The organism is Pseudomonas sp. S34 (genome assembly GCF_009866745.1).
Lineage (GTDB): Bacteria > Pseudomonadota > Gammaproteobacteria > Pseudomonadales > Pseudomonadaceae > Aquipseudomonas > Aquipseudomonas jessenii.
On sequence record NZ_CP019398.1, the window covers coordinates 652,235 to 674,824 of the forward strand.

Consider the following 22,590-nt stretch of genomic DNA (forward strand, 5'->3'; position numbering starts at 1 on the left):
GCACAGACCCCTGTGGGAGCGGGCTTGCTCGCGAACGCGGACCTTCATTCAACACGTATGTCGCCTGACACACCGCTTTCGCGAGCAAGCCCGCTCCCACATTGAATCGTATTTCACGTGTTCCAAATTCGTGGTGGCGCGGCCTCGCGCCCCAATAACGCCGGTCTCAACAATCGCCATAAGTCGATAAGCCAGCCTCGCGCCAACAGCGCCTCACTGGCCAGGCATCGGGCAACCAGCAACCCCGGCAACTGCGTCAGATCCCCGCGCACGTCATGGCTCAGCGAGCGGCAGCGCTCCAGCAGTTCGCTATCAATTTCACCCGTCACCAGCAATGTCGCAAACACCGAATGCCCATCCAGCCCAATCGGCGAGTCCAGCAAACCGTCAGCCCCGACAATGCGCTGGCGTTCGTGCCAGAGCAACTGGCCGTCGCGGCGGATATCCAGTTGCGCCTGGAAGTGCCCAAGGTCGAAGCGTTCGCCACTGGCCGGACGGCCCAGGGCCACGACGTCCCAGTAGAACAAACGGGCATCTCCCTCAAGGTCAATCCCGGTGCTGAGTTCAGCCTGCGCCGCACTGAAAATGATCGTCTCCTGGGGCAACCATTCCAGTGTCGCACCGGCCGCCACCTTCAACTTCAGCTGCTGATAGGCGGGGCCGGCGGCGCGATACCACTTTGCCGCGCCGGGGCTGGTGATTTGTGCCCAGGCATCACGCTCGACGCTGGCCGAAATGTCCAGTCGATCACCGCCGGCAATCCCACCGGGCGGGTGGACGATGATGTGCTGGCAGACTTCAGGCCCTTCGGCGTAAAGGTGCTTTTGCACCCGCAACGGACCTTTGTGACGGCGCTGGACCGGGCGGGTGGTGTTGTCGAACCGGGCGTAGCCCAGTTCCAGTTCGGCATGCCAACTGGGGGTAAACAAAACGCCGGATGCAGGAAGAGTCATGGTCAGTGCTTATCGAGAGGTCCTCAGGAGGGTTGCAAAGGCTGTGCCGCAGGGCATCACTGGAAGGAGAGCGCCGTTGAACGTCGCCGCGCACCAGTTGGGGGCGCGGCGTGGAAGATGGTGCGACAAAATGGTGCTTCGAGCCCGCTGTGGACAGAAGCTCAGATCGTGACCAGCCCGCGCACCCCTTCAGCTTCCATATTCTCGCCGCGACCCTGTTGCACGATTTCGCCCCGGGACATCACCAGGTATTGATCGGCCAGCTCGGCGGCGAAGTCGTAGAACTGCTCAACCAGCAGAATGGCCATGTCGCCACGGGCTGCGAGTTTCTTGATCACCGCGCCGATCTCCTTGATCACCGACGGTTGGATGCCTTCGGTGGGCTCATCGAGGATCAGCAGGCGAGGGCGGCTGACCAGTGCACGACCGATCGCCAGTTGCTGTTGCTGGCCACCGGACAAGTCGCCGCCCCGGCGCTGCTTCATTTGCAGCAGCACCGGGAACAGCTCGTAGATGAACGCCGGCACTTCCTTCGCTTCGCTGCCGGGGAAGCGCGACAGGCCCATCAGCAGGTTCTCTTCCACGGTGAGGCGGCCGAAGATCTCCCGGCCCTGTGGCACGTAGGCGATACCGGCATGCACTCGCTGGTGCGGCTTGAACGTGGTGATTGGCTTGCCTTCCCAATTGACCGCGCCTTCTTTGGCCGGCAGCAGGCCCATCAGGCATTTGAGCAGCGTGGTCTTGCCCACACCGTTGCGCCCGAGCAGGCAGGTGACTTCACCGACCTTCACGTCAAACGTCAGGCCGCGCAGGATGTGGCTCCCGCCGTAGTACTGGTGCAGCTTTTCGACTTGCAGCATTTCCAGACTCTCCTCAGATCCCCTGTGGGAGCGAGCTTGCTCGCGATGGCATCGGCACACTCAATATTGTTGTTGACTGATACACCGCTATCGCGAGCAAGCTCGCTCCCACAGTTGGATAGGTGTTTGCAGGTTTAGCGACCGAGATACACCTCGATCACCCGCTCGTTGTCCTGCACCTGCTCCAGCGACCCTTCGGCCAGCACGCTGCCCTGATGCAACACCGTGACGTGGTCGGCAATCGAGCCGACGAAGCCCATGTCGTGTTCCACCACCATCAGCGAGTGCTTGCCGGCCAGGCTCTTGAACAGCTCGGCGGTGAATTCGGTTTCGGCGTCGGTCATGCCCGCGACCGGTTCGTCGAGCAGCAGCAATTGCGGGTCCTGCATCAGCAGCATGCCGATCTCCAGGAATTGTTTCTGGCCGTGGGACAACAGGCCGGCCGGGCGATTGACCGACGAGGTCAGGCGAATGGTATCCAGTACTTGGGCGATGCGGTCTTTCTGCTCGCCGCTCAAGCGCGCCCGCAGGCTGGCCCAAACGGATTTGTCGGTTTTCTGCGCCAGCTCAAGGTTTTCAAACACGCTCAAGGCTTCGAACACCGTGGGCTTCTGGAACTTGCGGCCGATACCGGCCTGGGCGATCTGCACTTCGCTCATTTGCGTCAGGTCCAGGGTTTCGCCGAACCAGGCCTTGCCGTGACTGGGGCGGGTCTTGCCGGTGATCACGTCCATCAGGGTGGTCTTGCCCGCGCCGTTGGGGCCGATGATGCAGCGCAGTTCGCCGACGCCGATGTACAGGTTCAGATTGTTCAGCGCGCGGAAGCCGTCGAAGCTGACGCTGATGTCTTCAAGGGTCAGGATGGTGCCGTGGCGGGTGTTCAGGCCTTTGCCGGCGCGTTGGCCGAGACCGATGGCATCGCGGCTGCTGCCGGCGTCCTTGTTGGGCTCCACAGGAAAAAACGCTGGTTCGAGCATGAATTCAGCTGTCGCAGTGACTCTCATGATTCACCTCTTTTTTTCAGCAGACCGATCACACCCTTGGGCAGGTACAGGGTCACGACGATGAACAGTGCGCCGAGGAAGAACAGCCAGTACTCGGGGAACGCTACGGTGAACCAGCTTTTCATGCCGTTGACCACACCGGCTCCGAGCAACGGACCGATCAACGTGCCGCGCCCGCCCAGCGCCACCCACACCGCGGCTTCGATGGAGTTGGTCGGCGACATCTCACTCGGGTTGATGATCCCCACTTGCGGCACGTACAGCGCACCGGCCAGGCCACACAACACCGCGCTCAATACCCAGACAAACAACTTGAACCCGCGCGGGTCGTAGCCACAGAACATCAGGCGGTTCTCTGCATCGCGCAGCGCAGTCAGTACTCGTCCGAATTTGCTCTGCGCCAGGCGCCAGCCGATGTACAGGCTCGCCGCCAGCAACAGCACCGTGGCGAAAAACAGCACCGCGCGGGTGCCTGGCTCGGTGATGCCGAAGCCGAGAATCGTGCGGAAGTTGGTGAAGCCGTTGTTGCCGCCGAAGCCGGTTTCATTGCGAAAGAACAACAACATGCCGGCGAAGGTCAGGGCCTGGGTCATGATCGAGAAGTACACGCCCTTGATCCGCGAACGGAAGGCAAAGAAGCCGAACACCAAGGCCAGCAACCCCGGCGCCAAAACCACCAGGCACAGGGTCCAGAGGAAGCTGCTGGTACCGGTCCAGAACCACGGCATTTCGGTCCACGACAGGAACGTCATGAACGCCGGCAAACCATCGCCCGAGGCCTGGCGCATCAGGTACATGCCCATGGCATAGCCGCCGAGGGCGAAGAACAGGCCGTGGCCGAGGGACAGCAGGCCGGCGTAACCCCACACCAGATCGAGCGCCAGTGCGACGATGGCGTAGCAAAGAATTTTGCCCACCAGCGTCAGCGTGTAAGCGGAAACGTGCAGCGTGTTGTCCGGCGATAACAGCGACAACAGCGGTAACGCCAGCAGCAGAGCGAGGATCACCGCGCCGACGGCAATCGTGATTTTCGGGCCGGCCTTTTGTGTGGCCTTGAGCATCAGGGGCTGGTTCATCAGTCGATCACCCGTCCTTTGAGTGCGAAGAGGCCTTGCGGACGTTTCTGGATGAACAGAATGATCAGCGCGAGGATGAGGATCTTGCCGAGCACGGCACCGATCTGCGGTTCGAGAATCTTGTTGGCAACCCCTAAGCCGAATGCGGCCAGCACGCTACCGGCCAACTGGCCGACACCACCGAGCACCACCACCAGGAACGAGTCGATGATGTAGCTCTGGCCGAGGTCCGGGCCGACGTTGCCGATCTGGCTCAGAGCTACGCCGCCGAGACCGGCGATGCCCGAGCCGAGGCCGAAGGCGAGCATGTCCACGCGCCCGGTGGGCACGCCGCAACAGGCGGCCATGTTGCGGTTCTGGGTGACTGCGCGCACGTTGAGACCCAGGCGTGTCTTGTTCAGCAGCAGCCACGTGAGCACCACCACGAACAGCGCAAAGGCAATGATGACGATGCGGTTGTACGGCAGCACGAGATTGGGCAGCACCTGAATCCCGCCCGACAGCCACGCGGGGTTGGCGACTTCGACGTTCTGCGCGCCGAACACCAGGCGTACCAGCTGGATCAGCATGAGGCTGATGCCCCAGGTGGCGAGCAGGGTTTCCAGCGGACGGCCGTAGAGGTGGCGAATCACCGTGCGCTCCAGCGCCATGCCGATGGCCGCGGTGACGAAAAACGCCACGGGTAGCGCGATCAGCGGATAGAACTCGATGGCCTGCGGGGCGAAGCGCTGGAACATCAGTTGCACCACGTAGGTCGAGTAGGCACCGAGCATCAGCATCTCGCCGTGGGCCATGTTGATCACGCCGAGCAGGCCGAAGGTGATCGCCAGACCGAGTGCGGCGAGCAGCAGTATCGAGCCCAGCGACATACCGCTGAATGCCTGGCCGAGCATCTCGCCTACCAGCAGCTTGCGTTTGACCTGGGCGAGGCTGGTCTCGGCGGCGGTGCGTACGTTGGCGTCAGTTTCGACCCCGGGATCGAGCAGGCCTTCGAGTCGGGTACGGGCCAGTGGATCACCGGTTTCGCCGAGCAGACGCACGGCGGCGAGACGCACGGCCGGATCGGCGTCGACCAGTTGCAGATTGGCCAGGGCCAGGCTGAGGGCTGCGTGGGCGCCTTCATCTTTTTCACCAGCCAGTTGCTGGTCGAGGAATTTCAGCTGCGCGGGTTTGGCGCTTTTCTGCAATTGCTGTGCGGCGGCCAGACGAATTTTGGCGTCGGCCGCGAGCAGCTGATGACTGGCCAGGGCCGTATCGATGAGACCCCGCAGGCGGTTGTTCAGGCGCAGGGTTTTCGGCTGCCCGTCGATGGTCAACTCGCCTTGTTGCAGGGCGTTGATCAATTCGATGCGGGCCGGATCTGGCTGCGCGGCCCAGGCTTCCAGCAGCCTGGCTTGCTGCACGGGATTGGCGGCGACGAAGTCTTCGGCGTCGCCGGCATGGGTGGCCATCGGCAGTAGCAGCGCGAGGGCAAGGATGTAGCGGTAGAGGGCAGTGGGCATGTCATTGGCCTTACGCGATCAATGTGGGAGCGAGCTTGCTCGCGATAGCGGTGGTTCAGTCACAGTGATGCTGAATGTGCCGCCCTCATCGCGAGCAAGGTCCCTCCCACAGGGAATTGTGTCGGCCTCAGGCACCGTGCCTGGAACCGACACCCAGTGGCTCAGTTGCTCTTCACCGCATACTCCGGCTTCTTGTCGTTACCCGGGATGAACGGGCTCCACGGCTGGGCGCGGATCGGTCCTTCGGTCTGCCACACCACGTTGAACTGACCGTCAGACTGGATCTCGCCGATCATCACCGGCTTGTGCAGGTGGTGATTGGTCTTGTCCATGGTGAGCGTGTAGCCGGACGGCGCGGCAAAGGTCTGGCCGGCCAGGGCTTCGCGGACTTTGTCGACGTCGGTAGACTTGGCTTTTTCCGCCGCTTGCGCCCACATGTGGATGCCGACATAAGTGGCTTCCATCGGGTCGTTGGTCACGGCCTTGTCGGCGCCTGGCAGGTTGTGTTTCTTCGCGTAGGCCTTCCAGTCATCGACGAACTTCTTGTTCACCGGATTCTCGACCGATTCGAAGTAGTTCCACGCCGCGAGGTTGCCCACCAGTGGCTTGGTGTCGATGCCGCGCAATTCTTCTTCGCCGACCGAGAACGCCACGACCGGAACGTCGGTGGCTTTCAGGCCCTGGTTCGCCAGCTCTTTGTAGAACGGCACGTTGGAATCGCCGTTGACGGTGGAGATAACGGCTGTCTTGCCACCCGCCGAGAACTTTTTGATGTTGGCGACGATGGTCTGGTAGTCGCTGTGACCGAACGGGGTGTAGACCTCTTCGATGTCCTTGTCGGCCACACCTTTGGAATGCAGGAACGAACGCAGGATCTTGTTGGTGGTGCGCGGGTAGACGTAATCGGTGCCGAGCAGGAAGTAGCGTTTGGCGCTGCCGCCTTCTTCGCTCATCAGGTATTCAACGGCGGGGATCGCTTGCTGGTTCGGCGCGGCGCCGGTGTAGAACACGTTCGGCGACATCTCTTCGCCCTCGTATTGCACCGGGTAGAACAACAGGCCGTTGAGTTCTTCGAACACCGGCAGCACCGATTTGCGCGACACCGAGGTCCAGCAACCGAACACCACGGCGACCTTGTCCTGGGTCAGCAACTGACGCCCCTTCTCGGCGAACAGTGGCCAGTTAGACGCCGGGTCGACCACCACAGGCTCAAGCATCTTGCCGTTCACGCCGCCCTTGGCGTTGATCTCGTCGATGGTCATCAAGGCCATGTCTTTCAGCGACGTTTCGGAAATCGCCATGGTCCCGGACAACGAATGCAGAATACCGACCTTGATGGTCTCGGCGGCCTGGACAGTCCAGGTCATGCCCATCGCGGCAATGGATGCCGAGAGTGTGAAAGCCTTGATCAAACTGCGACGCTTCATTGTGCGATCTCCATGAACATTGAGTTTTTATGGTTGGCAGATGCGGACGACTGAAGGGTCTTTAGCAAGGGCTGTGCCTAAGGGTGAAAACAGTCAATTCAGAGCGATCTCCGGCGGACGAACCCTGCGCGCCGCACCATGCTCGGGCGCGCAATGCCGAGCAGGGCACGGCTGTGCGCCCAAGTGGTGCCTGGCGATATACATATGTACCACCCCGGGATTTTTGCGCTGGATAACCTGAGCGCTCACTTAAGTCTGTTTTCAGGTTGGAGCACTTTCATGGATGAGAACAAAACCCCGAACAATGCCGTGCCTCAGATGAGCCGCGAATTTCTCTCGGCCGATGACGCGGCTCGGTATGCACACGAACAGATCGGCCAACGACGTGACCGCAAGTTTGTCGCGATGATTTTCAAGCGCGGCGCACAGAGATTTGTCGTCACCGAACCGGTCGAGGCCGGGGACCACTTGCTGGAAACTCAGCTGTTTGCGGTGGACGGACGAGGGCGGCCGGTCTATCCGGCCAATCATCAATTAGACAGTTGGTTCTACTCGCATCAGGCGCTGTCGACCCTCGATGCGGCGCAGATACGGCGCCTGAAGTGGTCGCGCATGGACGCGACCGTGAGCTTGCAGATGTTTAGCATTCACGAGTTGTTCCATATCGTCGCGTCAGGTGTCCCGGCCTATTTGTCCGGGGCTGAAGACAGTCTGTTGTGGTTCGAGGAAGACAGTGCAGGCTGGCAGAGCCTGTTGCAACGCCTTGGCACTCCGACTAACCCGGGGGCTCTGGCGCAAGGCCTTGAGCAGGGCAGCATCCTGCCGGTCGAATTCGTCCGGGAGGTGGCGCAGGCAGGCACATTGCGGATCGTCCTCGACAACGCGCCATGGGGATACCGGGGCAAGGTGACCGGTCAGTGGAGTCCGTTACCGACGCTTGGCGAACGGCCGGTGCCGCAACAGGTGGCCTACAGCGCAATTTTTTCCTCGGCGGATGAAGCCGCGCAGGACCGTTTCTCCCGAATGAGGGGGCAGACCGACCAGGAACAGACCTGGTTCGGCTTTATCCTCAAGCAGCAGGGCAAGGAAGAGTACGTCGCGACGGAGCTTGTCGCGGTCAATGGTGTTCGCGACAAGTTGTTTTCTCGTAGCAGTCTTTTTTCCTTGACCCACGACTTCTCGGAACTGGTCGCGCCGGAATCCTTTAAGCGCCACTCCTGTTTTTATTCGCGCCAGCGTGTCACCCATACCCGTCCCAATCGTGAGTGGCTGGCCAGGCACTTCATCGTGCCCAGAGATCTGTTCGTTGCGGTGTATGACTCCCGACGACCACTCGTCGTTGAAGGGCCCGGCGTGATCCCGACTTATATCGGCACGCAGGACGGTGCACTGCTCAAGTACGTCATGCGCACGAACAGCAAGCTATTCGATAACGCTACACCGAACATGGGGCTGGATGATGTTCAGTCCAACCTGGCCAGCGGAAAACTTAGCCCCAGCGATTTTGTGAAGGTGGTGGCCAACAGTGGCGCACTGAGCGTCTTGCATACCAATGCTGTGTGGGACAGGGAAGGCGTGGTCGACACCAACTGGCGTCCCGCCCAGAATCTGGAGCGATGCCAGTTGAGCGCGGCCTTCGCGACTGCCAATGATGCGGTGTTGTCCGCGCGCTCCCAAATTCCGGCTGACACCGACAGGGTCTATGGCGGTCTGGTACTGAAGCGTCCGGACGGCTTGTTTGTCGCCACTCAACCAGTGATTGCGCTCCATGAGGATTTCGCTGTGGAGTGGATCTTCCCGGATGTAAGCATCGGCGCGGGGCTTTTTCCTGCCGGTTGTTCCATCGTCGGCCGTTACCGTTCGCGCCAGAGCCGGACTGTGCCGGTGATCCTGGAAGAAAAGCAGAGGCAACTGTACCTCAACATGCTCTCGGTCAAGGTTGTATACACCGCTTTCAAGCGAGGCGGGCGGTATCTGGACGAATACCTGTTCGGGCCGGATGGTTCGGTGATCCGTTACCGTTGCGGGACCTGGAGGCAGTTCCATGCCGATCTGGCCAACGCGCTGAACGGTTTCGGCAACCTGCCCCACGACCTGGACGCGGAGTGGATCAGGAAACGTATCCATGAAGGGGATTTGAGCCCGGTCGACTGGATTGACTCGCTGGCAAGGAATGGCTATTTGCAGGTAGTGGTCGGCAGTCCGGCCTGGGGGGGGCCACGTATGGTCGATCGGCTCGATGTCGCTCTTGTGGAGCCCGGCACACATTCGTATGCCAAGGCGAGCAGCGAGCCGCGTTACAGTCCGATGTTTGCTCAAGAGTCCGCCGCAGCCCGGTTTGCCCATGAGCAGGCGGGCGAACGTGCGGCCCCCGGTTTTGGGTTCATATTGCACAACGAGCGCCTTGGCACTTATCACAGCACTTTGCCGGTGGCGGTGCAGGACTCGGCACTGGCATATGACCGCGTCTTTCCCGAAGGGCAATTGCCATCGGGTTACATCGTTTCAAGTGTTTATCTATGCGCCGCGCGCCAGGAGAAAGACGCAGGTGATGACGAGTTCGGGAGCTTTTTCTTCTCGCCCATGGCAGTGCATCAGGTATTGGCAAGGGCGAGGATCAGCAATGATTACAGACCGATTTATTTTTCTTGTGCCGATGGTGCACTGTTGCAATTTGAAAAAGTCTACTACACACCAGGGGTACCACCCGACGCGGCCAGTCAGTCGGCGAGTGCCCGAAGCGCTTTTGGCTCGCTTGAACAGGCGCATGCCGACCTGCGTAATATCCGCCTGCGCACCTTCACTCTGGGCGATTACATCCAGCGCATGGTCAAGGCCGGGAGACTGGAGGTTCTGGTATCCAGTGATTGCTGGGCGAAGGGGTATGTGGCGCGATACTGGCAACCGCGTCATCCGGGCATGTCCGAGCAGGAGCTCTGGAGCTGGAAACCCGAACTGCCCATGGGGCCGATATTCCATCATCCCGACGATGCTGCCAGCTACATTCAACGGCGCGCGGGAAGCGCCTACACGCAGGTGACCACCTACGAGAGCGCCATAGTGGCCAAACCCGATACCTATTCCTATTGCGGACTGGAGCCATTGCCGCAAACGGATGACAGCCTTGCCGGCCTCGGTCGGATCTTCCGCACGCTCACGGATCCTGATACCAGCCGCAGAAATGAAGCCCCCCGCTTTGCGCCTGGCTATAAACTGATGGCGAGCCATCAGCTCTACCTGTCGGGTGTCTCTCCTCTGGCAGCCGATGAAGAGCAGGTCTACAGCAGCTTCACTTCGCCGATGCTGATGCAGCTTCATACTCATGCCTTGAAGGCTAAAGGCTTCAACATCAGTGCGTACTACTACTCGACGCCCCATGGTGCGCTGATCAAGTACGTACCCGAAAATACACAGGCAGAAAAGCAGTTGCTGCTGACCCGCCAGATCGATTTCGTCGACGGTCGGTGGGTAACGAAATTGTCGATGGCAGACTTCATTTCGAAACTGGCTGAAACCGGCGAGTTGCGGGTATTGCAGGCGGCCCATTTCTGGAATCGCACGGGGCGGTTGGGTCAAGACTGGAAGGTCGTTCGACTCCAGTCGCCACTGGCACCGGTCAGGTTTCAGCGCGACGAGTTGTAACTGCGCACAGTTCGTGCACTACGTCAGCAGCGACGCATCAGGCCGATAAAGAACAGCCCGCCAATCGCCGCGGTAGCAACGCCGATAGGCAAGTCTTCCGGGGCGATCAGCGTGCGGGCAGCGACATCGACCCACATCAGGAATACGCTGCCGAGCAACAGACAAACCGGCAGCAACCGACGATGTTCGGCCCCCACCAGTCGACGCGCAATGTGCGGCACCATCAGCCCGACAAAGCCGATGGAGCCGCTGATCGACACCAGCACTCCGGTCATCAGCGAAGCGATCACGAACACTCGCAGACGCACCGCACGGGCATTCAGGCCCAGGGTGACGGCGGTCTGTTCTCCGGCCATCAATGCGTTCAGCGGTCGTGCCATGCCGAGCAACAGGACCAGTCCGAGCAACACACTCAGTGCCGGCAGCGTGAGCAGCTCCCAGCGTGCCAGGCCGAGGCCGCCGAGCATCCAGAACATCACGGCGGAACTGGCGCGATGGTCGCCCATGAACAGAAGCAGATTGGCGATCGCCATCATCACGAACGAGACCGCCACGCCGCACAGCAGCAACCGGTCACTGTCCAGGCGCCCGTGGCGACTGGCGATCATCAGCACCACCAGCATGCTCAGCAATGCTCCGATGAACGCGGCGATCGGCAACGTGAGCAGGCCGCCGATTTCGCCGACATGCAATATCACAATCACCGCACCGAGTGTGGCGCCGGAGGTGGCGCCGAGCAGGTGCGGATCCGCCAACGGGTTGCGTGTCACTGCTTGCAGCACCGCGCCGATCAGTGCCAGGCCGGCGCCCACCAGAGCGCCGAGCAACATGCGCGGGACGCGGATCAGCCAGACGATGTGATCCTGGCCGGCGCTCCAGTCCTGCGCGCCGATGCCGAACAGCTTGTGCAGCAGGATCCGCCACACCACGTCCACCGGCACCCGGGCCGGGCCGAAGCCCAGCGACACTACGCACGACACCAGCAGCACGGCGCCCAGGGCGATCAGCAGCAGCGCAAAACGACGATTGATCATTCGCCGTGGAAACCTTTGGCGAGGGTTGCCGCTGCCAGCACATTGTCGATACCCGGCGTGGCCTGCACGTAAGGGATGACGATGAAACGCTGGTTCCTGATCGCGTCCACCGATTGCAGCGCCTTGTTATTCTGCAGGAACCGGATCTTCTGCTCTGCGGTGATTTCGCTGTAGTCGACGATCACGATCACCTGCGGATCGCGCTCGACCACGGTCTCCCAATTGACCCGGGTCCAGCTCGCGTCGACATCATCGAGAATGTTGTGCCCGCCAGCGGCATCGATCAGCGCTTGCGGCATGCCGAGGCGCCCGGACGTCATGGCGCGGTCTTCGCCGCTGTCGTAGAGAAAAACCCGCGGCTTTTCTGCCGGCAGGTTCTTGCCGATCTCTGCGATCTGATTCTGCATGTCGGCGATCAGCGCGTTGGCGCGGTCCTGCACATCGAAGATTTTGCCGAGGTTGCGCAGGTCGTTGTAAGTGTCTTCCAGGGTCGCGGCAGGGCGCTTCATCACGAAGGCGCAGGACTCGGTCAGTTCATACACATTGATGCCCAGCGGCTGCAGGGTTTGCGGCGTGAGATCGCCACCGACGCGCATGCCGTAGTCCCAACCGGCGAAGAGGAAATCGACGTTGGCATCGAGCAGGGTTTCCACCGACGGGTACTTGGCCGCCAGCTCCGGCAGGCCTTCGAGAATGCTCTGCATCTCGGGCGTCACGGCCTTCCAGCCACTGATGCCACTGTAACCGGCCATCCGTGGTTTGAGGCCGAGGGCGAGCATCATCTGGGTCATGTTGATGTCGTGGCTGAGCGCATGTTTTGGTGCCTGCTTGAAGGTCACTTCGCGGTTGCAGCTTTTGATTGTCAGCGGGTAACGGGTGGCTTCGGCCAATGCCTGGGTGCTGCCCAGCAGCATCGCGAGAGAGAGGCAGGAACGCAGCAGGGAACGCAAAGTCATGGTTGGGTTATCCAGGTGATTCGTGGGTAGCCGTGCAGTGGATGTTCATCGATCAGTGCTTGGACGCCGAATACATTGCGCAGCAGCGCAGCGGTCAGGACTTCTTTTGGCGTGCCGCTGGCGACGATACGACCATGGTTGATCACGTACAGTCGATCACAAAAAGCCGCCGCCAGATTGAGGTCGTGGATGCTCGCCAGGGTGCCGATATTCAAGCGCTTGACCAACTTCAAAAGCTCAAGCTGATAACGCGGGTCGAGGTGGTTGGTCGGCTCGTCAAGGATCAGCAGTTGTGGTTGCTGGGCCAGGGCGCGGGCGAGGATGACCCGCTGTTTTTCACCACCGGAGAGAGTGGCGAACCCGTGGTCTTCGAAGCCCTTGAGGCCGACGGATTCCAGGGCCTGATTGACCAGGTCGCGGTCTTCAAGGGTGTCGCCATCGAACAAGCCTTTGTGCGGCGTGCGGCCCATGGCGACCACTTCCTCGACAGTCAGGCCGAAGGCATCAGGGAACTCCTGCAACACCACGGCGATGCGTTGCGCGCACCAGCGCGAGGAGTGCTTCCAGACGTTCTGGTGATCGAGTCTGACCTCGCCGCTTTCCGGTTGATTGAAGCGCCAGGCACACCGCAACAGGCTGGTCTTGCCACTGCCGTTGGGGCCGATCAGCCCGACGAACTCACCGGCGGCCACGTGTAGCGAGGCGTCACGCAGCTGGAATTGGTGGTGGCAATGGCCGTGACCCAGTGGGGACCAGGCAAGGTTTGTCAGATTCAGCGAGGTCATGCAGTGACTCTTGAGGTGATGCTGATGGCCCCATCGCGGGCAAGCCCGCTCCCACAGGTCTTACGCAATCCCTGTGGGAGCGAGCTTGCTCGCGATGGGGCTGAGGTGATGCGCGGGGAGTTTACAGTGCCTTTCGCCCGGCGCATCTCGCCTGTTTCAAGATGAAGATGAAGCCGACTCAGTTTGCCGGGTAAAGCGCGACAGCAGCACGCGATCGAGCACCCACACCACCACCAGAGAAGCACCCACCAACGGGAAGGCCACTGCCAGGGCGAACATGATCACCATCGCGGTTTTCCATTTTGGCAGGTCATGGCGCAGCGGCGGCACGCCGAGTTTTCCTTGCGGACGGCGCTTCCACCAGATCACCACGCCGCTGACCGCGCTGAGCAAAATCATCAGGCAGATCAGCAACACGACGATCTGATTGAACACACCGAACATCTTGCCCTCGTGCAGCATCACGCCGATTTCCGTGGCGCGGGCGACGGTGCCGTACTGCTCGAAGCGTACATCGGCCAGGACCTTGCCGGTGTACTGATCGATGTGCAGCGTGGCGTCATTGCGTGGGTCGTCGGCGAATACGGCGATGGTGAACACTCCGGTCGCGGTGGTCGGCAGGGTGATGCTGTAGCCCGGTTCGACTTTGCGCTCTCTGGCGATGTTTTGTACGTCCTGCAGGCGGATGGTCGGCGATGCCGGACCGGCCGCTGCGCCGTCGTGGGCCATGTGCTCGGCATGGTCGCCGGACATCGGCATCGGGGTGTTTTCCATGGCCCACGGCACGGTCTGGCGGGTGGCGGTGTTGAGGCTGCGTGCCTCGACGTCGGACTTCGGCACGTCATCCCACATGGCCGCCGGGAACACGTTCCACACTTCGGCGTATTGCTTGCCCCAGAAACCGGTCCAGGTCATGCCGCTAAGCAGCATCACCAGCAGCAGGGACGCGCCCCAGAACCCGGTGACCGCGTGCAGGTCGCGCCACAATACGCGACCTCGACTGTTCAGGCGTGGCCACAAAATGCCTGCCGCCTGACCGCGCGGCCACCACAGGAAAATGCCGGACACCACCAGCACCACGCCCCATCCGGCGGCCAGTTCGATCAGCCGATCGCCAACGGTGCCGATCATCAGCTCGCCGTGAATCGACCGGGCGATGGCTTGCAGGTTCTTCTTGGCATCTTGTTCACCGAGGATGTCACCGTGGTACGGATCAACGAAAACGTTCAGCTCCTTTTCATCGTTGAGCACGACAAACTGCGCGCTGCGCTCGGCATTGACCGGCGGCAGGTACTGGGTGACCTGACCTTGTGGGTAAGCCGTTTTCACCCGTGTCAGCAGGTCGTCGGCCGGGACGGTGTGATGACCGGCCGGGACGTTGAGCAGGCTGCTGTACATCAGCGAGTCGAGCTGCGGTTTGAACAGGTAGACGGTGCCGGTCAACGCCAGCATCACCATGAATGGCGCAACGAACAATCCGGCATAGAAATGCCAGCGCCAGGCCAGGTTGTAGAAATTCACTTTGGGCTGTTTCATCACGTGTGCTCCGCTTGGCTGGATCTTTTAGTTGTTTGTTTTGGCGGTTGCTGCGCAACCGATCGCGAGCAGGCTCGCTCCCCTGTAGGAGCGAGCCTGCTCGCGAAGCTTTTAGAAACTCATGTCCACCTTGGTCCAGAGCGTGCGCCCCGGTTCCTTGATGGCTTGCGGGTCATTGGCGGGGTAGCCGAAACCGGCGTTGCCGGCCAGGTTCAAGTGCTCGGCGTAAGCCTTGCCGAACAGGTTGTCGACGCCGCTGCTGACCTTCCAGTTGCTGTTGATCCGATAGGCACCGTTGAGGGAGAACACGCCGAAGCCCGGCGTCTTGTCGAAGTCCTTGCCGACCACGTTGCCCTTGTTCTGGTCGATACGGTTTTGTGCGGCGACCACTCTCCACAGTGCGCCGGCGCTCCAGTTGTCTTCGCTGTAGGTCAGGCCGAAACGCGCATCCAGCGGCGGCATCTGCGGCAATGCACTGCCATCGCTGCTGTTCTTGCCCCAGGCGTAGGCCAGGGTCGCGTCGGCTTTCCAGTTGTCGGTGAAGTTGTAGGCGGCGCCCAGTTCGCCGCCCATGATTCGCGCGTCGATGTTTTCGGCTTGCGAGGTCGTACCCATCATTGTCGGGGTGTAGTTGAACAGGATGTAATCGCGCACCTGCCCGACGTAAGCCGAGGCCCAGGCTTCGAGGTCTTCGGTCTTGTATTGCAGGCCGAAATCGAGCTGGGTGGTTTTTTCCGGTTTGATCGAGTCGAAGGCATTCACCGAACCGGCGGGGCCGGACTTGGGAGAGAAAAGCTCCCAGTAATCCGGGAACCGCTGGGAGTGACCAAGGCCGGCATACAGGGTGGTCGGGCTGTCGGCCAGGTCATGTTCATAGCGGATGAAACCACTCGGCAGGGTGTCGGCGCGGGTGTCGTCGGCGGTCGGATTCGGGCGGGTCATCATGCCCGAGCCGGTGGTCTGCCGATAATCCTTGGCCGAGGCGCGGTCCAGGCGCGCGCCGCTGATCAGGCGGTCACGGTCGGCGGCGTACCAGGTCAATTCGCCGAAGACTCCGTAGTTATGGAAGTCGGCATCCTTGGTGTACGGCAGGTCCTTGTAGGTGTCGACGCCCATGGCGCCGCGCTGGCGATGTTCGTTGGTCTGCGCGTCGATGCCGCTGATCAGTTGCACATCAGTCCAGCGCCAGGTGGCCTTGACCCGGGCGCCGAGGGTGCGGCGGTCGACGTTGGAGGCCATGGGGCCGGCCATCATCCCGGTGCCGGACGGCGTGCGCAGGGTGTAGTTGTCCATCACGTGATCGGCGTAGTTGTAGTAGGCCTGCGCCTCGACCTTATCCAGTACCTCGCCGATGTTGGATTGCTCGAAGCGCAGGCCAAGGCTTTCGCGCAGGAACTGCGAGCCGTCCATGCCGCGCCCGGCGTAGCGGGCTTCACCATCGCCACGGCCGGCGGTCAGCTCCAGCAAGGTGTCGGTGTTCGGCGTCCAGCCGACGGCCACGTCGCCGTTCCATTTGTCATAGCGCGACGCCACGGTGTCGTTGTTGCCGTCCTGGTAGTCGTCGGAGTGCGCGGTGTTGCCGATGACCCGCACATAACCCGATTGTCCACCGGCGGCAGCGTCCACCAGTTTGTCGAAGCGGCCGTTGGAGCCGGCCAGCACGCTGGCGTTGACCCGTGTGCCGAGTTCGCCGAAGTGCTCCGGCTCGCGGTCGAACAGGATAGTGCCAGCCGAGGAACCCGGTCCCCACAGTACGGTTTGCGGGCCTTTGATCACGGTGAGCTTGTCGTAGGTTTCCGGTGAGATGTAGGAGGTCGGGGCGTCCATCCGGCCCGGGCAGGCACCGAGCATCATGCTGCCGTTGGTGAGGATGTTCAGCCGCGAGCCGAACATGCCGCGCAGCACCGGGTCACCATTGGTACCGCCATTGCGCACCATGGCAAAGCCGGGGATGGTCTTCAGGTAATCGGCGCCATCGCTGGCCGGCACCGGTTGGCGCGGGTCCTTGGGGTTGGTGACGATGGTCAGGGGCGAGCTGGGCGCAACGGCGGTAATCACCGTCGGGCTCAGTTCTTCGGTGTGACCGGCATGATCATCGGCCAGCGCAGAAGGCGCCAGCAATGCACCGCACAGGATGGCGGTGGCGTGTCTGAAACGAACACCGGATTCGTTCAGGGCATAAGAGGCTTGGGCAGGGCTCAAGCACGGGACAGCGGAAAACCTGGACATGACAATTTCCATCGAACAGTCGTAAACGACACGGCCGGCAGCCTGAGGCTGTCCCTGTGGGAGCGGGCTTGCTCGCGAAAGCGGTGTGCCAGACGACATCAACGTTGACTGACACTTCCTCTTCGCGAGCAAGCTCGCTCCCACAGGTTGCTTTGGCTGTCTTGCGGACCGTGTGAAATCAGAAGTGAGTGTTTACGCGACGACGGGCGGGGCGCGGGTACGGGCGCCGGGGAAGAAGGTTGGCCGGGCATGGCCCTGGCGCGCAGAGGGTGTGGTGAAGGTGTTGACGGGCGGGATGACGAAGTTGGCGAAAGACACGCCACCGGTCAGCGCCGGGCAATTGAACAGCAGGCTGCAATAGCCGCATTTTTCCCACAGCACATGGTGCCCCGGGGCCGGCGGGCAATGCTCGGCGGTGGCTTGCGTGCCATGGTCGGCATGCTCCATCGCCGACATGTCCATGCTCATACCCGTAGGCATGTTCATCGACATGGCGCGCGAATCCATCGGCATCGACTGAGAAATCAGCGGACCGATAAAGATCATCAGCATGGCAAACAGGCTGATCCAGCTGCCACGTGTCAGGCTCAATGCCTGATTGCGTGACCTGGATGACCTGGCGCTAAGCGGGCGCATGGGCGTATTCAGCGCGGGTGGTTATGGCGCGTGCTTGTGTTCTTGCATGGCGTCCGGCGCCTGCTTCTGCACCGCGACTTCGACCGTCACGTCACCGGACTTCTCGAAGTGCAGCGTCATGGGGAAGCGCTTGCCGTCAGTGAGCAGACTGCGGTCCTTGAGGCCCAGCAACATCACGTGATAGGCCATAGGTGCGAAAGTGACCTCACCACCGGCGGGCACTTCCACGCTCGGTACGTGCTGCATTTTCATCATGTCGCCTTGCATCACGTGCTCATGCAATTGCGCTTCGTCCGCAATGGGGGTGTCGACGCTGAGCAGGCGGTCGGCGGTCTTGCCTTGATTGTTGATCACGAAATACGCCGCAACGGTGGGCGCATTGGGCGGCAACTCCTGGGACCACGGATGAGCGATTTCCAGTGTGCCGACCTTGTATTCGTGGGCATTGGCAAAGCAGGCAGGCAGCAGCAACGCAGCCAGAACGACGAGTTTGTTCAACATGGCAATTCTCCGGAACGATTTAAAACGCAGTCAATTGCGAGAAAAAATCACACCAGAGGGGACGCGCGGGGGTTGAGACTCGGCCATTGCTGGCGCGGTGACGGGCTTTCCAGAGAGGTGGCAGGCAGGCTTCGGTTGGACTCGAAGTGCGCGAAATACAGTTGTGGCGTATGCCCCGGCAACGCCACCAATGGCGCGGAACCCGAGCAGCACCAGCAATGCTGCATGTTGGAATGATCGTCGCTTTGCGGGGCTTTCTGTTCAAGGTCGCCGATGGAAATCGCCACTATCCTGGTGCCGCTGGAGCTGCAGAAGCTGCCCCACAACAACTGTTCGGCGGATGACTTCGCCGTTTGCGCCATCGCTCCGGACATCGGCATGGCGAGCATGTTGAACAGCACTGCGAAGCAGGCTATCCAGGCAATTGCGAGCCGGTGTCGGGACATGGGACAAAATCCGTTTGGGTGGGCGATCAGGCGCGGGCTATTTAGCCTGATCAGGGCCGATAAGTAAAAAGGCGGCGTGCGGTGTGGTGTCGCAGCATCAGACAGCGATGGCGTGCAAACGCAGACCCAAGGCTTTCATAACCTTCATGATAGTCGCGAATTCCGGATTGCCACTACTGCTCAGTGCCTTGTACAGACTCTCGCGCCCCAAGCCGGCATCACGGGCTATTTGTGTCATGCCCTTTGCCCGGGCGATATCGTTGAGCGCTGCACGTATCAGCACGCCGTCTCCAGCATCCTCTTCAAAGCAGGCATCCAGATAAGCCGCCATTTCTTCCGGTGTCTTGAGAAACTCGGCGGCATCAAAACGGGTAAATTGTTCGGCCATGATTTACTCCTCATTACCGATATTGTGTGCCATTTGAATAGCACGTTTGATATCTCGTTTTTGAGTCGACTTGTCACCCCCGATCAACAGCAAGTAAATCACCTCATCTCTGCGAGTGAAGTACAACCTGTAGCCTGGGCCGTAGTGAACGCGCATCTCATACACCGCAGCACCTACAGATTCACAATCACCAAAATTTCCATACTCGGCTGCCCGGAGTCTCGCGATTATTCGAGCTTTGCCAATGGTGTCCCTCAGCGAGTTGAGCCAGTCAGCAAATACTCGGGATCGCTCAAATTCGACCATATTTAATCGTATTCCTTGGGATACAGGGTGGCAAGCGTCACTTTCTTTTGGGCGAGGCCATTCATCCCCGTGGATGTCGGGTGCGCTTGATCGGTTCAGGAGGAGGCGAACTATAGGAATGCGGTCGTAGAGTAGATAGCCAGCTGCGTCTGAGTTTATTGCCAGCGCAATCGCTGGATTTAGCAACTCTCAGGAACAGTCCTACATCGATAGGACATCCAGCATATCCGCCACCGAGAGGAATTCACGATCCACGTCGGGCAACACCGGCCGCTTCAAGACAATCACCGGCACCCCACGTTCACGTGCGACTTCCAGTTTCGGTTCGGTCGCCGTGCTGCCGCTGTTCTTGCTGATCAGCACGTCGATGTTTCGCCGTTCGAACAACTCGCGTTCATCGTCGATCAGGAAGGGCCCACGTGCGCCAATCACTTCGCAGCGCTCGTTGCCCGGATACACATCCAGTGCGCGCAGGGTCCAGAATTGTTCCGCTGGAATTTCGTCCAGGTGTTGCAGGGGCTCGCGACCGAGGGTGAACAGCGGTCGACGGAAGGGCTTCAGGGCGTCGATCAGTCCGGCCCAATCGCTGACTTCCCGCCAGTCATCACCCGCCTGGGCTTGCCAGGCCGGACGCCGCAGCGCCCAGCAGGGAATGCCGCTCAAGCGTGCGGCAGTCGCGGCGTTCTGGCTGATTCGGGCGGCGTAGGGGTGAGTGGCATCGAGCAGCAGATCGATGCCTTCTTTGCGAATGAATTGCGCCAGACCCTCGGTGCCGCCGTAGCCGCCGACGCGAACCTGGCATTGCAGATCCGTTGGTATCCGACCTACGCCGGCCAGGCTGTAGATGTGCTGCGGTCCCAGCGTGCGGGCAATGGCCATGGCTTCGGTCACGCCGCCGAGCAAGAGGATGCGCTTCATTGAAAGGCTCCCGCATGGCCAACGATCCCGCCCTGGCGATCGATGGCGAAGACTTCCACCTGAACCTGCGCAGGCACCACGCTGCGGGCAAAATCCAGGGCGTGCTGACAGACGGCATCGCCCAGGGCAACCCCGGCTGCGGCGGCCATGGCCAGTGCCTGCTGGCTGGTGTTGGCCTCGCGGATGTTCTGCTGCAACGCCGCATCGGCGCCGACCTGCGCCGCCCATAACGCCAGTTGCGGCAGGTCAATGCTCGAATGACGACTGTGCAAATCCATGTGCCCGGCCGCCAGTTTGCTGATCTTGCCGAAACCACCGCACAGGCTGAGTTTATCCACAGGTACTTTGCGCAGGTGCTTGAGCACGGCGCCAACGAAGTCGCCCATTTCGATCAGGGCGATTTCCGGCAGGTTGTAGACCCGGCGCATGGTGTCTTCGCTGGCGTTGCCAGTGCAGGCGGCGATGTGCAGGTAACCGTTGGTTTTCGCCACGTCGATGCCCTGGTGGATCGAGGCGATGTAGGCCGCACAGGAAAACGGTCGGACGATACCACTGGTGCCGAGGATCGACAGACCGCCAAGAATGCCCAGGCGCGGATTCATGGTTTTCAGTGCCAGTGCCTCGCCGTTCTCGACATTGACCGTGACCTCGAAACCGCCGCTGTAGTCGAGCTCGTCAGCCAGTCGGGCCAGGTGTTCGCTGATCATTTTGCGCGGCACTGGGTTGATCGCGGGCTCGCCGACTCCCAGCACCAGCCCGGGCCGGGTCACGGTGCCGACGCCGCGACCGGCCTTGAAGCGCGTCCCCGGTTCGCTGCTCAGGCGCACCTGGGAGTAGAGCAGGGCACCGTGGGTCACGTCCGGATCGTCACCGGCGTCCTTGAGGGTTCCCGATTCGGCGCCGTCGTCGGTGAGGCGGCAGAACTCCAGGCGCATCTGCACCTGTTTGCCCTTGGGCAACACGATTTCCACCGCATCGGCCGATGTACCAGCCAGCAGCAGACGCGCGGCGGCGAGGCTGGTGGCCGTGGCGCAACTGCCGGTGGTCAGGCCGCTGCGCAGAGGGGCGGGGTGTTCGGCGGTTTCGTCACGCATCGAAGGGCTTCGTCACGTCCAGCAAGGTAATCGGCAAGGCCTGGCGCCAGGTGTCGAAGTCGCCCAGCGGTTGGGCCTGGGCGATATGAATTCGCGTCAGCTCCCCGCCGTGTTGCTCGCGCCAGGCCATCAGGGTCATTTCACTTTGCAGTGTGACTGCGTTGGCAATCAGCCGGCCACCGGGTTTGAGTTCGGCCCAGCAGGTATCGAGCACGCCCTCGCGGGTGACGCCGCCGCCGATGAAAATCGCATCCGGCCGCTCCAGCCCGGTCAGTGCCTGCGGCGCGCTGCCGCGAACCAGTTGCAGGCCGGGAACGCCGAGGGCATCGCGGTTGTGTTCGATCAACGCTTGTCGGCCCGCATCTGCCTCGATGGCCAGTGCGCGGCAACCGGGGTGGGCGCGCATCCATTCGATGCCGATCGAACCGCTGCCGGCGCCGACATCCCACAACAGTTCGCCGGGGATCGGGGCCAGGCGCGCGAGGGTGATGGCGCGCACATCGCGCTTGGTCAGTTGGCCGTCGTGCCTGAAGGCGGAGTCCGGCAGGCCGGCCAGTCGCGACAGGCGTAGCGTGTTCGGCTCGGCGATGCACTCGATAGCGATCAGGTTCAGGTCGGCGATCACAGGATCGGTCCAGTCATTGGCGATGCCGTCGACACGTCGCTCGGCTTCACCGCCCAAATGTTCGAGCACCGTTATCCGGCTCGGGCCGAAACCACGTTCACGCAGCAGTGCGGCGATGGCGGCGGGGCTGCGGCCGTCGTTACTCAACACCAGCAAGCGCACGCCACTGGACAATTGCGCGTTGAGTGCGGCGACGGGGCGGGCAACCACCGACAACGTGACCACTTCCTGCAAAGGCCAGCCCATTCGCGCCGCGGCGAGCGAGCAGGAAGAGGGAGCGGGCAGAACAAGCATTTCATCGCTGGATAAATGTCGGGAGAGACTGGCTCCCACCCCGAAAAACATCGGATCACCGCTGGCCAGGACGCAAACGGGTTCTCCCTGTTTCGCCAAAACCGGGTCAAGGGCGAAAGGACTGGGCCACAATTGCCGTACGCCGCAGATGCAGGCTGGCAACAAGTCCAGTTGCCGTTGACCGCCAATGATCCGCGTAGCGTTCAGCAGAGCGTGTCGGGCATTTTTGCCAAGCCCCTTGAAGCCTTCTTCTCCAATGCCTACCACTGTCAGCCAGGGGGTCATGCTGTTCCTCTTCTATCAATCGAAGCCAAATCATCACGCTGCCGGTCTGTGTCGACCTGTGCGGTGGTGCATCATAGCGCGGTGTGGATTGAG

At 61.4% G+C, this 22,590-nt stretch carries 20 protein-coding genes and 1 pseudogene; 2 read left to right on the forward strand and 19 right to left on the reverse strand.

The window, feature by feature from the left end; translation table 11 throughout:
- Nucleotides 1–113: 113 nt before the first annotated feature.
- From PspS34_RS02810 to urtA, 6 genes are all read right to left on the reverse strand, one after another.
- The gene (locus PspS34_RS02810; protein WP_154861100.1) at nt 114–953 is read right to left on the reverse strand and encodes an urease accessory protein UreD; all 840 of its coding nucleotides are present in this window, start codon (nt 951–953) and stop codon (nt 114–116) included.
- Nucleotides 954–1,114: 161 nt separating this feature from the next.
- Nucleotides 1,115–1,813 carry an urea ABC transporter ATP-binding subunit UrtE gene (gene urtE, locus PspS34_RS02815; protein WP_154861099.1) on the reverse strand — a complete coding sequence of 233 codons (699 nt, stop codon included), beginning with the start codon at nt 1,811–1,813 and terminating at the stop codon, nt 1,115–1,117.
- Between the two features lie 134 nt (nt 1,814–1,947).
- Complete coding sequence (urtD, locus tag PspS34_RS02820; protein WP_154861098.1) at nt 1,948–2,817, reverse strand: urea ABC transporter ATP-binding protein UrtD; 870 nt, start codon at nt 2,815–2,817, stop codon at nt 1,948–1,950.
- Nucleotides 2,814–3,893, reverse strand: a complete 1,080-nt coding sequence (gene urtC / locus PspS34_RS02825) for an urea ABC transporter permease subunit UrtC (protein WP_154861097.1) — start codon at nt 3,891–3,893, stop codon at nt 2,814–2,816. The genes urtD and urtC overlap by 4 nt, the downstream gene beginning before the upstream one ends.
- A complete protein-coding gene (urtB, locus tag PspS34_RS02830; protein WP_150813576.1) occupies nt 3,893–5,395 on the reverse strand; it encodes an urea ABC transporter permease subunit UrtB in 1,503 nt (500 codons plus the stop codon). The genes urtC and urtB overlap by 1 nt, the downstream gene beginning before the upstream one ends.
- Nucleotides 5,396–5,556: 161 nt before the next feature.
- Nucleotides 5,557–6,822: an urea ABC transporter substrate-binding protein gene (urtA, locus tag PspS34_RS02835; RefSeq protein WP_007996683.1), complete on the reverse strand. Its 1,266-nt coding sequence runs from the start codon at nt 6,820–6,822 to the stop codon at nt 5,557–5,559.
- A gap of 279 nt (nt 6,823–7,101) precedes the next feature.
- Between urtA and PspS34_RS02840 the strand changes: the two genes are divergently transcribed.
- Entirely contained in the window at nt 7,102–10,464 is a 3,363-nt protein-coding gene (locus tag PspS34_RS02840; protein ID WP_154861096.1) for a hypothetical protein, read from the forward strand.
- A 23-nt stretch (nt 10,465–10,487) separates the two neighbouring features.
- Here the strand turns inward: PspS34_RS02840 and PspS34_RS02845 are convergent, their stop codons facing one another.
- The 5 genes from PspS34_RS02845 to PspS34_RS02865 form a co-directional block, all read right to left on the reverse strand.
- The gene (locus tag PspS34_RS02845; protein ID WP_154861095.1) at nt 10,488–11,498 is read right to left on the reverse strand and encodes an iron ABC transporter permease; all 1,011 of its coding nucleotides are present in this window, start codon (nt 11,496–11,498) and stop codon (nt 10,488–10,490) included.
- Nucleotides 11,495–12,454: an ABC transporter substrate-binding protein gene (locus PspS34_RS02850; RefSeq protein ID WP_154861094.1), complete on the reverse strand. Its 960-nt coding sequence runs from the start codon at nt 12,452–12,454 to the stop codon at nt 11,495–11,497. Before PspS34_RS02850 ends, PspS34_RS02845 begins: the two co-directional genes overlap by 4 nt.
- Complete coding sequence (locus tag PspS34_RS02855) at nt 12,451–13,239, reverse strand: ABC transporter ATP-binding protein (RefSeq protein ID WP_154861093.1); 789 nt, start codon at nt 13,237–13,239, stop codon at nt 12,451–12,453. The genes PspS34_RS02850 and PspS34_RS02855 overlap by 4 nt, the downstream gene beginning before the upstream one ends.
- A 156-nt stretch (nt 13,240–13,395) precedes the next feature.
- Nucleotides 13,396–14,775 (reverse strand): PepSY domain-containing protein, encoded by a 1,380-nt coding sequence (locus tag PspS34_RS02860; RefSeq protein ID WP_154861092.1) that lies wholly within the window; start codon nt 14,773–14,775, stop codon nt 13,396–13,398.
- 111 nt (nt 14,776–14,886) lie between these two features.
- Nucleotides 14,887–17,004, reverse strand: coding sequence for a TonB-dependent copper receptor (locus tag PspS34_RS02865; RefSeq protein ID WP_154861091.1), 2,118 nt, complete (start codon nt 17,002–17,004; stop codon nt 14,887–14,889).
- A gap of 56 nt (nt 17,005–17,060) precedes the next feature.
- On the opposite strand from PspS34_RS02865, the pseudogene PspS34_RS28430 reads away from it, so the two are divergent.
- A pseudogene (locus PspS34_RS28430) lies at nt 17,061–17,150 on the forward strand (DUF4381 domain-containing protein); the annotation flags it as partial.
- A 46-nt stretch (nt 17,151–17,196) separates the two neighbouring features.
- Here PspS34_RS28430 and PspS34_RS02870 read toward each other — a convergent pair.
- From PspS34_RS02870 to cbiE, 8 genes are all read right to left on the reverse strand, one after another.
- Nucleotides 17,197–17,640, reverse strand: a complete 444-nt coding sequence (locus PspS34_RS02870) for a DUF2946 domain-containing protein (RefSeq protein WP_150813569.1) — start codon at nt 17,638–17,640, stop codon at nt 17,197–17,199.
- A gap of 21 nt (nt 17,641–17,661) precedes the next feature.
- Nucleotides 17,662–18,141, reverse strand: coding sequence for a copper chaperone PCu(A)C (locus PspS34_RS02875; RefSeq protein WP_150813568.1), 480 nt, complete (start codon nt 18,139–18,141; stop codon nt 17,662–17,664).
- Between the two features lie 47 nt (nt 18,142–18,188).
- Nucleotides 18,189–18,587, reverse strand: a complete 399-nt coding sequence (locus tag PspS34_RS02880) for a DUF2946 domain-containing protein (protein ID WP_150813567.1) — start codon at nt 18,585–18,587, stop codon at nt 18,189–18,191.
- 97 nt (nt 18,588–18,684) lie between these two features.
- A complete protein-coding gene (locus PspS34_RS02885; RefSeq protein WP_057397803.1) occupies nt 18,685–18,975 on the reverse strand; it encodes an addiction module antidote protein in 291 nt (96 codons plus the stop codon).
- Between the two features lie 3 nt (nt 18,976–18,978).
- Nucleotides 18,979–19,281, reverse strand: a complete 303-nt coding sequence (locus tag PspS34_RS02890; RefSeq protein ID WP_150813566.1) for a type II toxin-antitoxin system RelE/ParE family toxin — start codon at nt 19,279–19,281, stop codon at nt 18,979–18,981.
- A gap of 201 nt (nt 19,282–19,482) precedes the next feature.
- Nucleotides 19,483–20,199, reverse strand: a complete 717-nt coding sequence (locus PspS34_RS02895) for a cobalt-precorrin-6A reductase (protein ID WP_150813565.1) — start codon at nt 20,197–20,199, stop codon at nt 19,483–19,485.
- Nucleotides 20,196–21,293 (reverse strand): cobalt-precorrin-5B (C(1))-methyltransferase, encoded by a 1,098-nt coding sequence (locus tag PspS34_RS02900; RefSeq protein WP_154861090.1) that lies wholly within the window; start codon nt 21,291–21,293, stop codon nt 20,196–20,198. Before PspS34_RS02900 ends, PspS34_RS02895 begins: the two co-directional genes overlap by 4 nt.
- Nucleotides 21,286–22,497 carry a precorrin-6y C5,15-methyltransferase (decarboxylating) subunit CbiE gene (gene cbiE / locus PspS34_RS02905; protein WP_154861089.1) on the reverse strand — a complete coding sequence of 404 codons (1,212 nt, stop codon included), beginning with the start codon at nt 22,495–22,497 and terminating at the stop codon, nt 21,286–21,288. Before cbiE ends, PspS34_RS02900 begins: the two co-directional genes overlap by 8 nt.
- Nucleotides 22,498–22,590: the final 93 nt, after the last annotated feature.